Source organism: Arthrobacter antioxidans, from assembly GCF_023100725.1.
GTDB lineage: Bacteria > Actinomycetota > Actinomycetes > Actinomycetales > Micrococcaceae > Arthrobacter_D > Arthrobacter_D antioxidans.
In genome coordinates this window covers 1,059,243-1,075,934 of the sequence record NZ_CP095501.1, presented here as the reverse complement: position 1 = coordinate 1,075,934, position 16,692 = coordinate 1,059,243, and the positions used below count along the sequence as shown (strand labels likewise).

The following is a 16,692-nucleotide window of genomic DNA, read 5'->3' as shown; positions in this document are numbered from 1 at the left end:
AGATGAACGCTGTGGGCAGTCAGGCCGTTCTTCTGGCAATGTCGACCGGCGTGTCCCAGTTGGGCATCGCTGCGATATTCGTTTTCGCTGCACGGGGAACTGATCCCGCCTCGCTGGGCATCGTAGCCTCCGCAATGGCGCTCGGTGTCACGCTCGCGGGCCTGGTCGATTTCGGTAGCAACGCCTTCTGGGTCCGCGAGATCGCCCGAGGCGTCATGTCCCTCGCGGAACTGGGGCAAAAACTCGTCTCCAAACTGATCATCGGCTCAGGAGTGGCCGGGCTCGTCACAGTGGTGCTGGCCGCTCTTGGACCTCCGAGCCTCCTCTGGGCTGCGGGACCTCTGGGTCTTGCCACACTCATCGGACAATCGGCTCAAACACCTCTACGCGGAGCCGCACTCGGCCACATCGCATCCCTGGCAGTCGTGTTCGATCGATTCGTGGCCGTTCTTGCCTACTTCACTCTTACTTCACTAGGAGTTCCCGAAGCGTCGGCGCTCGTCGGCGCTCTCGTAGCCGGTCCGATCGCGTCGGCTTTCCTGGCCGCATTCCTGACGCCGTCCAAAGACGCGCCCGACTATCGGAGATTCCGGTTCCGGTCCCCCTGGGACCGTGCGGGCAATTTCGGCATCTCTGCGGGCTTCCTGTCCCTGCAGAACATGGACGTGACAATCCTCGGTGCGGTAGCGGGATCCCTCAGCGCCGGCATCTATGGAGCCGTCAACAAGTGGGTGCAACCGGTCACCATTCTGGCGGGAGCATTCGCCTCGGCATCCGCGCCGTTCATTGCCCGCGCCGGAACAGTCCGCGATTCCTGGAATATCCTGCGGCATGCGGTCTGGATGCCGGTCATCGCGGTACTCGTCGCCTGCTCCCTCGCATTGTCGGCGCCCTGGCTGGTCGAGGCGCTGTTAGGGGACGAGTACCGGGATGCGGCGAAAGTTCTGACCGTCCTCGCTGTCGCCGCCGTACCAGGAGTGCTGAACCAGCCGCTCTTCATCGCTCTCCAGTATCTGGGGAGTGACCGACCTGTCGCGATCGTCCTCTCCGCGTCGATCGTCCTGCAGCTCGTCCTCGTCGCCGCGCTGGCCCCGGCCCTGGGTGCTCTGTCCTGTGCGGTGGCAATTCTCGCAGCGCAGTTGCTGCAGCTCACGGCGTTCGTCATCCTGACGGTGCACGAGGTGCGGAGGACGGGAAGAGTGTCCACAACTCCTCATGTCGGGGACACGACGGTGTGATCTCGCCGGCCCTTATCCGACCTTGGAGGTCAACTGTGAAATTCATGGAGAAGAAGACCCAAGACGGGGTCGAGGGACGGCAAGCAATGCGAGTGCTGTGGATAACGAACTTCGCCGCACCGTATCGTCTACCCGTCTGGCGAAAGCTGGCCGACCACTATGAGCTCGAGGTGGCCGTACTGGTCGACGCGGACAACTTTCATCGGGACGGTAAGGACCGCGGTAAGGAATGGTCTCCCAGCGGACAGTCGGAGAGCACATTCTCCTTCGGAGTGCTGAGCGCCTACCGATTGCCGCGAATCGCCCGTCCATTCTACTTCTTGCGAGCCGTTCGGGAACAGCGGCGCTTCCCTGCCGGCGGGAGTGTTCTGCTGGGGGGGTGGGAAGAGCCCGCATACTGGCAAGCCCTGGTTCTTGCGAAACTCAAGGGTACGAGGACGGTGGGATTCTACGAATCCACGATGCAGTCGCAGACCTACAGGAGCGGAGTCATCGCGAGCGCGCGGAAGACATTCTTTAGGTCGCTCGACGCCGTCGTGGTACCAGGACCTGCCGCAGCAGCGGCAGTCCGCGAGATGGGTGTCCGTGAATCGAAGATCTTCGAGGGCTTCAACGCCGTCGATGTCGCGGCCTTCGATAGCGCCCGTCGGGCGAACGCGAATCCGGGCAACAATGGCGGGCACAGATACGTTTACGTCGGGCGGCTGATCGAACTCAAGAACATCCCCAACATCGTTGCAGCTTTCGCGCTCATCGCTTTCGAGGGTGACACCCTGACCCTGATCGGGACGGGCGAGTTGCGGGCGGAACTCCTGCGGCAGGTGAGGAGCCTGGGTCTGGAGGACCGCGTCTTCTTCGTAGGTCCGGTCCCATACTCCGATCTTCCCGGGGTCATGGTGCAGTACGACACACTCGTACTCGCGTCCCTGACGGAGGTCTGGGGTCTTGTCGTCAATGAGGCGCTAGCGGCGGGCCTGCATTGCGTCGTGGGGAATCGCTGCGGTGTGGCCGCATCGGTGCAGGGAATGCGAGGGGTGTACATCAGCGGCATCGACGCCGAGGACCTGGCCACGCGGATGTCCATGAGCCGTAGTGACTGGGAGGGCCCGATCTCCGCACCGGAAATGCTCGACAAGACCCCGGAATCATTCGCGATGATCTTCGCCGACGCTGTGCGGCGGGAACGGGGTCGCGGGCAATAGGGGCCGCCATCAGGGGGCATCGGATCCGGCCCTTCCCGCTCCCTCCCCTCCAGCAGGGAAGCCACGGGATCCCTGTTCATTCGAAAGGGTCGGTGCCTCCCACCCGGGTACGCCCCGGTTCGCGCCGCCTGACCTGCGCGTGCCCTCGAAGAGGCACAGTCCGTGGCCGGGAAAATTCATCGGCTCCTTCCATGTCGGGCAACGCAATGACATAGGTCAAGCCCGCCAGGATGAACACGAACGTCGAGTCGCCCGGTGGTTGTGAGAGCAGGAGGGTAATCAGGACGAGCGCGATCGGTCCTGTTGTGCGGTGTTTCGCGGGATGGCCGATGCGCGGAAGGAGCAGTGCCGCGAGTATCAGCAGGAAGTACGGGATACCGAAAGGTGCGATGGCAGCGATCAGCGTGATGGATGTCTGTGCGCCCTCTCCCGCGCCACCCAGGGGGCTCGAGGTCATCGCCTCGACCCCGTTCCTGATCGCCGACGAGCGTTCATTGAGGGATACCTCATTGAAATCGGCCTTGGCAGCGAATCCCAATATCGGCGCGAAAACGGCGCAGTAGACTGCCCCGGCCAGCACTCCACACTTGATGATGAATACGATGTAGTGGACGAACACGTCCTTGGTCCGGGGTTTCTTGGCGAACAGTACGATTGCCAGGACGACCGCGAATGCGCCGAACCCAGCGGTGGACAGCGGTCCGAGCAAGCCAAGGATAAGCAGTGCCTGCCCGGCTGGACGAGGCGTGCCTACTCGGCGCCAGATCAGAAGAGCCATACCGGCATAGAAAGACATCCAACCGGGTTCACGCCCGATCCCGGTCAGCCTTGGAATCATGATCGCGCCGACAGGCTGCACTCCGAAAGTCACCGTGAAGGGGAAGTAGACGGTGGCCGTTCCGCCGTTCCGCGAGATCTCGAAGGACAGAAGATCGAGAGCACCGAAACCAGCCACCAACCATGATGCAAGCGTCACAGCGTAGGACCCGCAGACCGCCAGGACAAGGCCGATGAAGCAGCGGGCAACCAGTCGTCTACGCCTGGGGTCGGCGAGTACGACTCCGACCAATGCAGTGGTAAGAACCGTGGTGACGAAGCCTTGAGCTATAACCGTTATCGTGTCGACCGAGAAGATCGACGCGTTGATGGCGAGCCACAGATAGGCGAGACCCAGGACGATGACGAGGAGGGCATAACGGCCCGGTACACGTCTGCGGGATTTCAGATCTGCGAGCGCAGCAATGACGGCGGCAGCCGCGCAAAGCGCCGTCCCGACGATTGCATAGTTGACGCTCAGCACGTTCGGGCGAACGAAGAGCGCAGCAGCGAGAATCAATCCCGCCGCCACCACGCTCCCCCCCGGAACACCACCCGACGATCTGGAATTCATCGAGCTCTCAACCTCTCCCGACCTCTTCGCGTGTCGGGCTCGCTGTCGTCGGGTTGTGGCGGAGCGATAAGGGGGAACACGCCCACCGTCCCGGATGAATCCGGCACGGTCGGGGACGGTCGACGAAGGCTCGAGCGGAACACCCCTGTCAGGAACGCGTTCCGCTCCCCGTCCGCTCCCAACCAGCGTGACCTTGCGCGCGATATACATCTAGCGAGTGGTCTCCAACTCAGCGGCTACTGCTGTGGAGATTGCCGCATGGCCCCGGTCGGACGGATGGACGCTGTCGGACGCGACCAATTCAGGAGCACCACGCAGCGGTTGTCCGACGTCCACGTAGACTCCGCCTACCGACTCGACGGATTCACGGACTACCACGGACAATTCTTCGATCGCCGGCGGCGGCGCGCCATCGTCCCAGAGGGGGTTCACCGCCCAGATCGTCGCATCCGGTAGGGCTGCGCGGAGGCGCAAATAGAAGCTGCGCACAGCATCGTGCATCTCCTCCGAGGACTCCACGCGGAGGTCGTTACGGCCTCCTGCGACCAAGACTCCTGCGGGCTTCGCCTGGACGACCGATTCGATCATCTCCAAATACGACGGGCAATAATCGAGACCACAAGCGCCCTGCCCATCAGTGGCCGCTACCGAATAGCCAGTGCCCCCACGAGCCAGATTGACCTCTTCCCATTCCAATTCTTGCGACAGCAGAGAGGTCCAACTGTTGACGCTGGAGGACGCACCAGCTCCGGCAGAGTACGAGTCACCCACGAACGCCACGACCTGAACTGCAGGGGGCGTGGCAGTGGACGTCGACCTTGCAACGGGTCGTGGGGTGTAGCTCGCCGCTTCCGCCGCCGCTTGCGCCATCTTCTCCTGTTGCTGCACGAACAGAACCCCGGGTACAAGCGCAACGGCAAGACTCAGGCAGGTAGCGGCTGCGATCTTCAGCCGGCGTGAAACCGGCGAGCGGCGCTTCTTTCTCGATGCCACGGAGTTCCCCCAGGAATGAGTACAGGTGCGGCCAGTCTACTTACAGAAGTACCTGGTCGGGTGCGTTCCCAAGCACAAATGGGCAATCGGTCCACGAGACAGCCGAATCCAGTGCAATCGTGATCCACGTGCATTCAGACGGTCGGCTGGTTGCACCGGGTGCCTTTCAACCCGCTTCTTTCGCTACCTACGCAAGCAGACCAAGTAGTCCGCGCGAAAACGTAAGTAATTCCTACTCGTGTTGGTTGCCTAGGTCATCTCTAGGTTGTGGGAAGAAGACCTACAACTGCTGGGGATCTGATTCGGGCGATACGTCTCCGACTCGTGTACTCCCTGTCCAAGGTATGGCCTTCCCCCCGGGCCGGGTACCCGGGAATGTCACTCAATTCGAGGACCCGTGCGTGCTTCCAGCGCGCGCGGAAAGTCCTCAACAGGGGATAGGGCGAACAATGGCACGTCGATACGGCACCACAGAGAACAAATTGCGGACGGTGATTCAGCGGTCAGCAGCATCGGCCACCGCTGGCGCCCTCATGGCTTCCTTGCTCATGGCTACTCCAGCTATCGCGTTACCCATAGCTGAGGTTCCAGCAAATACGGCGGATTGGGCAACGACGCCCTACTCGCCCCTCGAGCCCGTGGAGGTGGCGGCGTCGGGCAACGATCTGCAGCTCACCTTCGACGACGATGCCGGCGGGCTGAACGCCGCCGGGGACGTGGGAACCGGGTTCACCATGGTCCAACCCTCGTCCTCGGACCCGACCTATTACGTCCCCCAGAATCTTCAGGTCGCCAACGGCAGCCTGAATATTGCTGCGACCAAGGGGATCGCCTATCTCAAGAACGGCACCGCTGCCAGCGACATCGACAAGAACAAACAGGACAACACACTCGGAGTGGGACTCACCGCCAGTGACAACGTTCTGCGCTTCACCACGACGCTGAAAAGCCCGTCGACCTCCACGTCCTCCGCCCAGGCCGGCATCTGGTTCGGGCCGACCGATGACGACTACGTGAAGCTCGTCCTGGCTTCTCCCTCGGATACGGGGCGCCAGATCCAGCTGTCGCGTGAAGTGGCCGGAGTGACGAACCAGGCTGTGAACGGCGATCAGCGCAATTTCGACATCTCGAAGGCCGCGCTCGGCGACCAGGACGTGCAGCTGATCCTCGACGTCAACAGCGTCACCAAGAGCGCCATCGCGAGCTACAAGATCGGCGCTGGAGCGGTGACGTCCCTCGGCACCCTGCCGCTGCCCACCAATTTCTTCGACGGAACCCTGCTTTCCGCCGACGTCCCGAACGTCGATTCGTTCGGGGGCCTCTTCGCCACCAAGCGCAACATGGCCGCGACAAATCCCCTGACATATTCGTTCCAGGACTTCTCGGTCAGCGAGCTGGACGCCATGGCGCCGGCGGCACCCGGCGCCGTGACGGCAGGGGCAACTCCCGATTCCGTCGAGCTGACCTGGGCTGCTCCGGCAGACGCCGACGTCGCGGGCTACCGTGTCTACCGCTCCGGAACCACTCCGGTGGCCACCACCGGAACCCCCGTTTCCGGCGCAGAACTGATCACCGATCCGTCCTTCGTCGACGAATCGGCTTTCGTCGGCGGCACCTATCACTACTCGGTGATCGCTGTGGACACGTCGGGAAACACCTCGGCGGCAGCAGAATCCGGGGCCGCCGTACCGCCGGCACCACCCGGCACGCTTGTGGACAAGATCAACTTCCAGCCGTCGGCGGCCAACGTGCCCGACGGCTATTCGGCTGACACCGGCGCCGCCTATGACGCAGCACGCGGGTCCGGTTGGATCACCGAGGACGACCGCACCCCGTTCGACTTCTCCCTGAACACGCGGTCACGGACGGGAAACCCCGATCCGAGGCTCTCCTCGATCATCCACATGCAGTACGGGGACATCGCTTCCGCATCGCCCACGACCGGAGTCACCGCCGAGAAGGGCGTCTGGGAATACGACGTGCCGAACGGAACCTACAACGTCGTCACCGCAGTGGGCGACACGGGCGCCGGCGTCACCAACAATTACGACAGCAAGCACCTGGTCAGGGCCGAAGGAACGGTGGTTCTCGAGGAATTCGTAGGATCGGCTCCTCGACAGTTCGATGAAGCCGTGGGAACCGTCGAGGTGACCGACGGCAAACTGACGATCGACGCCATCGGCGGCTCCAACACCAAGCTCGCCTACATCGACATCTATTCCGTGACCCAGGAAGCGCCGGTTCCTGCTGCTCCTGCCGGGCTCCAGGGTGAGGCCGGCGCGTCCGGCGTGGTGCTGGAGTGGACGGCGTCCGAGGGCGCTGCCGGGTACAACGTGTACCGCGGCACGACGGCCGAGGTCGCCGTGGACGGCCCCGCATTGAACGGGGACACACCGGTGTCGGGCGTGACGTTCACGGACGAGAGTGCCGCTGCCGACACCACCTACTACTACGTGGTCGTCGCCGTCAACGAAGACGGCGCCGCATCGGACCCGTCGTCCGCGGTGGAGGTTCAGGTGCCCGCCGAGGAAACTCCGGTTCCTGCTGCTCCCGTGGGGGTGAAGGGTGCTGCCGGTGAGACGGGTGTGGTCCTGGAGTGGACGGCGTCCCAGGGTGCCGCCGGGTACAACGTGTACCGCGGCACCACGGCCGAGGTTGCCGTGGACGGCCCCGCATTGAACGGGGACACACCGGTGTCGGGCGTGACGTTCACCGATGAGAGTGCCGCTGCCGACACCACCTACTACTACGTGGTGACCGCCGTGAATGAAGAACGCGCTGCATCGGATCCATCACAGGCAGTCGAGGTCACGGTCCCACCAGAAGGTGGACCGGAACCCGGGGCTTGTGCTGTGGGTCAGTGGACGGCTGAGTTCTTCCAGGGGCGGGATCTCGCCGGTGCTCCGGTGACGATCGAATGTGCTGACGACATCGATCAGGCCTTCGGTGTGGGATCCGGGCCCGAGGGTGTGGGTTCGACCAACTACTCGATTCGTTGGACGAAGACCGTGACCGAGGGTGCAGGCACCTACGAGTTCCGGGCGCGCACCGATGACGGTGTCCGGATCAAGGTCGACGACGAGCTGGTCCTTGACCAGTGGGTCGATCAGAGCGCCACGGAGACTCACACGGCGTCGGTGACGCTGGACGAGTCCGCGAAGGTCGAAGTGGAGTACTACCAGGGATGGGGCAGCGCCTCCGCCGACGTCTCCTACACCCGCGTCGGCGAGGCTTGTGCTGTGGGTCAGTGGACGGCTGAGTTCTTCCAGGGGCGGGATCTCGCCGGTGCTCCGGTGACGATCGAATGTGCTGACGACATCGATCAGGCCTTCGGTGTGGGATCCGGGCCCGAGGGTGTGGGTTCGACCAACTACTCGATTCGTTGGACGAAGACCGTGACCGAGGGTGCAGGCACCTACGAGTTCCGGGCGCGCACCGATGACGGTGTCCGGATCAAGGTCGACGACGAGCTGGTCCTTGACCAGTGGGTCGATCAGAGCGCCACGGAGACTCACACGGCGTCGGTGACGCTGGACGAGTCCGCGAAGGTCGAAGTGGAGTACTACCAGGGATGGGGCAGCGCCTCCGCCGACGTCTCCTACACCCGCGTCGGCGAGGCTTGTGCTGTGGGTCAGTGGACGGCTGAGTTCTTCCAGGGGCGGGATCTCGCCGGTGCTCCGGTGACGATCGAATGTGCTGACGACATCGATCAGGCCTTCGGTGTGGGATCCGGGCCCGAGGGTGTGGGTTCGACCAACTACTCGATTCGTTGGACGAAGACCGTGACCGAGGGTGCAGGCACCTACGAGTTCCGGGCGCGCACCGATGACGGTGTCCGGATCAAGGTCGACGACGAGCTGGTCCTTGACCAGTGGGTCGATCAGAGCGCCACGGAGACTCACACGGCGTCGGTGACGCTGGACGAGTCCGCGAAGGTCGAAGTGGAGTACTACCAGGGATGGGGCAGCGCCTCCGCCGACGTCTCCTACACCCGCGTCGGCGAGGCTTGTGCTGTGGGTCAGTGGACGGCTGAGTTCTTCCAGGGGCGGGATCTCGCCGGTGCTCCGGTGACGATCGAATGTGCTGACGACATCGATCAGGCCTTCGGTGTGGGATCCGGGCCCGAGGGTGTGGGTTCGACCAACTACTCGATTCGTTGGACGAAGACCGTGACCGAGGGTGCAGGCACCTACGAGTTCCGGGCGCGCACCGATGACGGTGTCCGGATCAAGGTCGACGACGAGCTGGTCCTTGACCAGTGGGTCGATCAGAGCGCCACGGAGACTCACACGGCGTCGGTGACGCTGGACGAGTCCGCGAAGGTCGAAGTGGAGTACTACCAGGGATGGGGCAGCGCCTCCGCCGACGTCTCCTACACCCGCGTCGGCGCCGATACCGAGGCTCCGTCAGCTCCGAGCCAGCTCGTAGCCGCCGCTGAGGATTCCGCAGTGGCCCTCAGCTGGGAGGTCAGCGCCTCGACGGACACGGTCGGCTACCGGGTATACCGGGGAACCGAAGCCGGAGTCGAAGCCTCCGAGACTCCGCTGTCAGGCTCCCCACTGGTCGAGAATGCCAGCTACCGGGATGTCAGCGCAGCTCCCGATGTGACCTACTACTACGTGGTCACAGCGGTGGACGCCGCAGGCAACGAGTCCGAGGTGTCGAACGAGGCGATGGCCGTGGTGGCCACCGTCGAGGACACCGAAGCACCTGACGCACCGCTCGAACTCGCGGCCGTCGCCGGTGACGCCTCGGTCGAACTGACCTGGACGGCATCGGCGTCCACCGACACTGCCGGCTACCGGGTCTACCGCTCGCTGCAGCCCGTCGTTGCGGACACCGGCGAGGAGGACGCCGTTTCCGGGGAAGCCCTGGTGAGCGGCACCGCCTACACGGACGACACGGTCAGCAATGGCACCACCTACTTCTACGTGGTGACCGCGGTCGACACCGCCGGCAACGAGTCGGAGGTCTCGAACGAGGTGTTCGCCGTTCCGACCGTTCCCAACACCACCGATGTGAAGGTGGACTTCACCGCGACCAACGCCGTTCCTGCTGCGGGTTACCTCGCCGACTGGGGCCAGTCCTACGGATCTCGGACCAGCCCCAACCAGGGAACCGGGCTCTCCTACGGGTGGCTCTCCGAAGACGGGACCCCCGTAAGCCTGGTCGGCAACGGCCGGGAGCGCGTCCGCACGGGCATCGACGGACGGCTCAACAGCATCCTCCACATGCAGTACGGCGACGTGAACGGGACCAATGGTGTCAACACCGAGGGTGTCTGGGAGCTCGCGGTACCGAACGGCCTCTATGAGGTCGAGGTCGCAGTGGGTGACGAGCCGGGCGCATCGAACGTCTACGACTCCAACCACGTCATCAACATCGAGGCCGGGCTGGGCATCGAGAGCTTCCAGGCCACTGCCGGCGAGGAGTACCGCACCTCCACCACCACAGTCGGTGTGTGGGACGGCGCACTCACGCTCACGGCGACAGGCGGAACGAACACGAAGATCGCCTACGTCGAGGTCCTCGGCCTGGAGCAGGCACCGCACGTGGACACGATGCGGCCGGACAACCGTGCCTCCGGGCACGATCCCAACGACGGCGTCTCCGCGACCATCCGCGTACCGTACGCCGGCGTGGGCGTGGATCCTCAGACGCTGCCGGGCAATGTCCACATCTACGAGGCAGCCTCCGGTGTGGAAGTGCCGTCGTCCACCGGGACCTCCGGCGGCAATGACGTCATCTCCACCCAGCCGGATTCTCCCCTGAAGCCCAACACCAGCTACCGCTTCGTCGTGACGGACGAGGTGAAGGACAACTTCGGTGCGCCGTTCGTGCCCTTCTCCTCCATCTTCACCACGGGTGCCGGCACGGTCGAGACACCCGAGGAGTTCACACCCCTCAGCGGCGTCGGATTCGAGAAGGTGGAACTGCCCATCGGGGCGGGAACCTACTGGTCGACCTTCACCTTCGGGCCCGACGACAAGCTGTATGGAGCGACGATCGGCCAGGGCCTGTTCCGCTTCACCGTGAACGACGACGGGACGCTCTCCAACAAGGAGAACCTCGGCTATCAGGGCCGGGCCATGGTGGGCCTCGTCTTCGACAAGTCCTCCACAGCCAGTGATCTGAAGCTGTGGATCACCTCCACCAGCGCCAATGTCGGCAACGAGCAGGGGCAGTGGATCTCCGGCATCAGCCGGCTCACCGGCGCGAACCTGCAGAACGAGGCCAAGATCTTCGAAGGCCTCCCGCGCTCCCAGTCGGACCACCTGACCAACTCCATGGTCTACGGTCCGGACGGACGTCTGTACTTCCAGCAGGGCTCCAACCAGGCAGCAGGTGACCTCGACAACTCCTGGGGTCAGCGCGGAGAGAAGCTTCTCACCGCCGCGACCCTGGTCTTCGACCCCGCGAACCCGCAGGTGCAGGCCGCGGCGAGCGGTGCCGGCTCGATCAACGTGCAGACGGCCGACGGCGGATCCTACGATCCCTACGCCTCGAACGCTCCGCTGAAGATCTACGCGACCGGCATCCGCAATGCCTACGACCTCGTCTGGCACTCCAACGGACACCTGTACGTCCCCACCAACGGCACGGCAGGCGGAGGCAACTCACCTGGCGTCACGGCCAACGCCGACGGCACGTTCACGCGTGTCGCAGCACCGGGCATCCCGGGTGCCTCCACCGTCAACGGCCGGGACGTCACCGCACAGTGCCAGCGACGCAACTACACCGGAGGATCGGTTCCTGCAATCGCCAACCACCCGACCCAGCGCGACCTCCTGTTCGACGTCGTCGAGGGCGGCTACTACGGCCATCCCAACCCCGAGCGTTGTGAATGGGTGCTGAACGAGGGCAACGACCCGGCGAACCTGCCGGAGTCGCCAGGACAGGGAGGCAGCAAGTACGCCTCCGGGGTGAAGGCGGATCCGAACTACCGCGGAATCGCCTATGACTTCGAGTTCAACAAGTCCCCGAACGGGGCGCTCGAGTACCAGAGCGACACCTTCGGCGGTCAGCTGAAGGGCCGCCTGCTGGTCACGCGCTTCTCCAACAACAACGACCTCATCTTCCTGCAGCCGGATCCCGCGACCGGTGAGATCCTCGGTGCGCAGGTACCCACCGGCGTACCGGGTGTCCCCAACACCACCATCAGTGGTGCGGACGGCTTCAACGATCCGCTGGAGGTCGTCGAGGATCCGGGGACGGGTAACCTCTACGTCAATCAGTACGACCGAAGCGGCGGCGCACAGAAGATGTTCCTCCTGCGCGTGCCTGCAGACCAGCAGGCGGCCACGCTGGATGCCTCCGCGGAAGAGCTCGTCTTCTCGACCGTGAAGAACACCACCAGCAGCACCAAAGCAGTCACGGTCACCAACACCGGTCCTGAGGCCGTGACGCTCTCACGGGCGGTCCAGGGCGCGCAGGCCGGCGAATTCACCATCACCGGTGGATCGACCTCGCTTGCTCCAGGAGCCAGCACCACCCTGCAGGTGGCCTTCAAGCCCGGATCCGCAGTAGGGCAACGAAGTGCAACGCTGGAGGTCACCGCCGGCGACACCACGCTCGAGATCGGCCTGTACGGGCTGTCCATGAACGGCATCGAGGGCGGGAACGAACCCACCTTCGCAGACGTCCTGGGCACGCTCGGCTACAAGGTCGACGTCGGGTGGACCAATCTCGCAGGCGGGGTCGACCCCGCGGCGAAGGGTGACGAGGTCCTGGAACCGCTGTTCGTGAAGTCGGGCAGCGCGCCGGTGAGCATGAAGCCCCTGGCGCAGTACGCCCCCCGCGAGGACCTGCCCTTCGGGTGGTACACCGGCGACGGGACGGAGAGCGAGCGCAACAAGGTGGGCTCCATCGACATCAACGGCTACCAGTCGCTGCTTCCGCCCGCCAGCCCGGGATCGGCGAGCAGCTTCGACCCCGGCGACGAGCAGTTCGGGTTCTACTTCTACTCGAACGTCTTCCAGCGGGTCGGCTTCACCGAGGACCGGCTCAACACCGGGATCGCCCACCGGGCGCGCGTCTACCCGGCGAAGGACCGCTCCGGGGCGGCGATGGCCAACAGCTACATCGTGGCCTTCGAGGACGCTTCCAACGGTGACTACCAGGATTACGTGTTCCTGGTGCAGGGGGTGAAGCCGGCAGGCGAAGTGACACCGCCGTCGACGGAAGCGATCCGCGTCAACTTCTCCGACCTCGCCGGGCCCCTGCCCGCCGGATACCTCCGGGACCACGGGCAGGCCTTCGGCACCCGGACGGCGCCCGATCAGGGCACCGGACTGAGCTACGGCTGGAAGAGCCAGGCCACGGAGAACCCGCTGGACATCTCGACCGGCGGCACCACCCCGGGCAACGGGCGGACGCGGGTCACGGCGCAGACGGACCAGCGCCTCGAGTCGCTGATGCACATGCAGTCCGGCGACGTCTCGGGGACGTTCAACGGCGTCGCAACCTATGCGTACTGGGAGATCGCGCTGCCCGACGGCGAATACCGTGTCACCGTCGCCGCGGGAGACGCGACGATCAACTCGGATCTCGAGGCACACAGCATCAACTTCGAGAACCAGCCGGTCATCAGCAGGTTCGTCCCGACCGGTGCGGCCGGTGCGAACAGCCGCCACGCCACGGCGACCGCTGACGTCGCTGTCACCGACGGTTTCCTGACCGTCGATGCCAATGGCGGCACCAACAGCAAGATCAACTACCTGGACATCGTCCCGCTGGCCGACACCGAGGTGCCGGGGGATGATCCCACGGACGGCGCCCAGGTGAAGGTGAACTTCCAGACTCCGGCCGCACCGACGCCGGCAGGATGGACCGCCGATACGGGCATGGCCTTCGATGCCGAACGCAAGTTCGGCTGGCTCGTCGACGGGGCCCCGACGGACCGCAGCAGTGCCGCGAGGTACCGCACCACGGCCACGCCGGGCATCAACTACCCCTCGGACCCGTTGCTGCAGACGACCAACCTGATGGGGCCGGCGTCCAACGTCAGCACCGGGGTGTGGGAGTACGAACTGCCCAACGGGACCTACAAGGTGGCCCTCTCCGTCGGTGATTCCGGGTTCCTGGATTCGACCCACGGGGTAGCTGTCGAAGGGCAGCCCCTGGTGAACTCCTTCGTTCCGACCGGAGCAACCCCGTTCCAGACCGGAACCCGCGATGTAGCTGTCGCGGACGGCAAGCTGACCGTGACCTCGACGGGCACCAACAGCAAGATCAACTGGATCTCCATCAAGGGAGACGGACTCGACGGTCCGCCGGCGGAGACCACCCTCGTGAAGTACAACTTCCAGACGGAGGCCGCTCCTACGCCGGCAGGATGGATCAAGGACTACGGCCTGGGGTACTCGGCGGGCGCCGGCTTCGGCTGGCTGGTCGGTGGAGAGCCTGCAGACCGCGTGCTCAGCGGTCGGTACCGCACGGCCGCGGCATCCGGGATCACCTACCCGGCGAACGACCCGCTGCTCCAGACGCTCAACATCATGCAGAGCGGAACGGTCACCGGGTTGTCGGACGGCACCTGGGTGGCGGACGTCGCGGACGGAACGTACACCGTGAGCGTCTCCGTCGGTGATGCCGGCTTCCTCGATTCGACACACGCGATCGAGGTCGAAGGCACCCCCGTCATCGATCCCTTCGTTCCTACCGGGAGCGCCCCGTTCAAGACGGGCACGGCCCAGGTGACGGTGACCGACGGACAGCTCACGGTGGTTCCCACCGGGACCAACACCAAGATCAACTGGATCACGATCGCAGGCAAGGCCCTCACCGCCCCATCGGTCGCCGTCACGGTCAACGGGACGGAGATCGGCTCCAGCTTCAGCGGCGGCACGGCCAACGTGTCCCTTGCAGCCACGGCGCCGACCGGGACGACGATCGAATCGCTCACCTACTCGGTGAACGGAGCGGATCCCGTGGCATACACGGCACCGTTCGTCTTCGACACGGCCGGCAACTACGTGCTCGAGGTGACCGCCACCGACACCACCGGGGCGTCCACCACCAGGACCGTCCAGTTCGAGGTCCTCGATATCGGGGGGACGCTGACTCTCCGGAACGAGCAGGTCACGCGGCAGGGTGGAGCTCCCATCCCCGGTCTGTCCGAGGACTGGCTGGTGATGCACCGCATCAATGGTGGCGTCTCGACCCACGAGGTCGTGGACGAGGCCACGGTGACGCTGTCCAACACCGGCAGCAAGGGTCTCCGCATCACCGAGCTTGCCCTCGGCGGCCCCAACGCCGGGCAGTTCACGGTGACCGACGCACCTGAACTGCCCTTCACGGTGCAGCCCAACGCATCGGTCCCGGTCACGGTGCAGTTCACGGCCGCGTCCGGTGGCAAGGGCGTCAGGGTCGCACAGCTGAACGTCAGGTCGAGCGACCCATCCGCTGCGTTGATGCCGGTGCAGCTCCGGGGCGCCTACATGACGCAACCGGAAGGCAACAGCGAGCTCTCCGTCAATGAGATCGCCCTGGCCTTCGGGTGGACCACGGACCTCGGCAGCCCCTCCAACGGCGACGAGATGCGTACCTCTGCCCTGAACGGGGAGGAAGTCCGGTCCCTGCAGTGGAAACGCCTCGACTCTTCCATCCCGGTCACGGCGCGGCAGATCGCGGCCTTCCACGGTTGCTGTACACAAATCGAGACGGTCAACATCAACGGGACGACGGCGACACACAACGCGGCGTACGGGCAATCACTGCTTCCCCTGAACAACGCGTTGACCGGACCCACGCAGCTCACGACGAATCCCACCGGAAACATCGGGATCGTCGTATCAGGGCAGTCCACCAACAACCCCAACTACATGGCCGTCAAGACCTGGCCTGTCAGGGACAGGGACAGGAAGATCGTCCCGGGGGCGTGGATCGTGGGTCACGACTACATCAGTTCACCGAACCAGTGCGGTACTGGTCCGACGAACTGTGACTTCCAGGACAACATGTACCTCGTCACGAACATGGTCCCGGTCGCCTCCTCCGACACCACTGCGCCGAGTACGGTCACCGGCGTCGCTGCAGCGGCGTCCGGGTCCGCGATCGACGTCACGTGGGCTGCAGGACCGGAAGCGGACCTTGCCGGCTACTACGTCGAGCGCGCAACCTCCGCGGCGGGACCGTGGACTCGCATCAGTGGGAACACGCCTGTCCGTGGCCTGAAGATGACGGACACGAACCTCCCGTTCGCTGCCCAGGCCTTCTACCGGGTGCAGGCGGTGGACGCATCGGGGAACACCTCCCCGGTGTCCGCCACGGCCAGCGCGGCAATCCCGGCATCGGCGGGTCAAGCCATCCGTATCAACGCGGGCGGCGGAGCGGTGACGACCGGCGGCGTGAACTGGCTGGCCGACACGTATTTCGCGGGCGGCAAGACCTACACGAACCCGGCGGTCACGCAGATCGCGGGAACCGACAGTGATGCGCTCTACTTCTCCGAGCGCAGCGCAACCACCGGCCCGGGAACGTTCGGGTACAACATCCCGGTGCCTGCGGGGAATTACACGGTCAGGCTGCACTTCGCGGAGATCTACCACGGTGCAACCGGCGGTGGAGCCGGCGGAACCGGCAAGCGTGTCTTCGGCGTCAACCTCGAGGGGGGACCGCAGGAGATCAGCAACCTCGATCTCAACGCGGTGGTCAGCCCCATGACGGCCCACATCGTGAGCCAGACCCTCGGTGTCACGGACGGGAACCTCGACATCGACTTCGCGTCCACCGTGGATCAGCCGAAGATCTCCGCGATCGAGGTGATCCGCAACCCCTAGCCAGGAGATCGGGCCTTCCCTGTCTGAGCATCAGCGTTCAGACGGGGAAGGCCCGGTCACGTCACGTTCTTTCTCGTCTCAATCACGTT

Annotated in this window: 5 protein-coding genes; 3 read left to right on the top strand and 2 right to left on the bottom strand. The window is 64.7% G+C overall.

Annotation, left to right across the window (positions count from 1 at the left end; translation table 11 throughout):
* Nucleotides 1-2: 2 nt before the first annotated feature.
* Nucleotides 3-1,238, top strand: coding sequence for a lipopolysaccharide biosynthesis protein (locus MWM45_RS04960; protein ID WP_247828494.1), 1,236 nt, complete (start codon nt 3-5; stop codon nt 1,236-1,238).
* 44 nt (nt 1,239-1,282) lie between these two features.
* Nucleotides 1,283-2,440 carry a glycosyltransferase gene (locus MWM45_RS04955; protein WP_247828493.1) on the top strand — a complete coding sequence of 386 codons (1,158 nt, stop codon included), beginning with the start codon at nt 1,283-1,285 and terminating at the stop codon, nt 2,438-2,440.
* A 76-nt stretch (nt 2,441-2,516) separates the two neighbouring features.
* Here MWM45_RS04955 and MWM45_RS04950 read toward each other — a convergent pair whose 3' ends face one another.
* Both MWM45_RS04950 and MWM45_RS04945 read right to left on the bottom strand, forming a co-directional pair.
* Nucleotides 2,517-3,830 (bottom strand): hypothetical protein, encoded by a 1,314-nt coding sequence (locus MWM45_RS04950; RefSeq protein ID WP_247828492.1) that lies wholly within the window; start codon nt 3,828-3,830, stop codon nt 2,517-2,519.
* Between the two features lie 210 nt (nt 3,831-4,040).
* The gene (locus MWM45_RS04945; protein ID WP_247828491.1) at nt 4,041-4,823 is read right to left on the bottom strand and encodes an SGNH/GDSL hydrolase family protein; all 783 of its coding nucleotides are present in this window, start codon (nt 4,821-4,823) and stop codon (nt 4,041-4,043) included.
* A gap of 548 nt (nt 4,824-5,371) precedes the next feature.
* On the opposite strand from MWM45_RS04945, the gene MWM45_RS04940 reads away from it, so the two are divergent.
* Entirely contained in the window at nt 5,372-16,603 is an 11,232-nt protein-coding gene (locus tag MWM45_RS04940; RefSeq protein ID WP_247828490.1) for a PA14 domain-containing protein, read from the top strand.
* The last annotated feature ends 89 nt before the right edge of the window (nt 16,604-16,692 follow it).

Excerpts from the sequence above, each read along its gene's own strand:
- MWM45_RS04960 (WP_247828494.1), top strand. The coding sequence starts at position 3 with ATGAACGCTGTGGGCAGTCAGGCCGTTCTTCTGGCAATGTCGACCGGC.
- MWM45_RS04955 (WP_247828493.1), top strand. The coding sequence starts at position 1,283 with ATGGAGAAGAAGACCCAAGACGGGGTCGAGGGACGGCAAGCAATGCGA.
- MWM45_RS04950 (WP_247828492.1), bottom strand. The coding sequence starts at position 3,830 with ATGAATTCCAGATCGTCGGGTGGTGTTCCGGGGGGGAGCGTGGTGGCG.
- MWM45_RS04940 (WP_247828490.1), top strand. The coding sequence starts at position 5,372 with ATGGCTACTCCAGCTATCGCGTTACCCATAGCTGAGGTTCCAGCAAAT.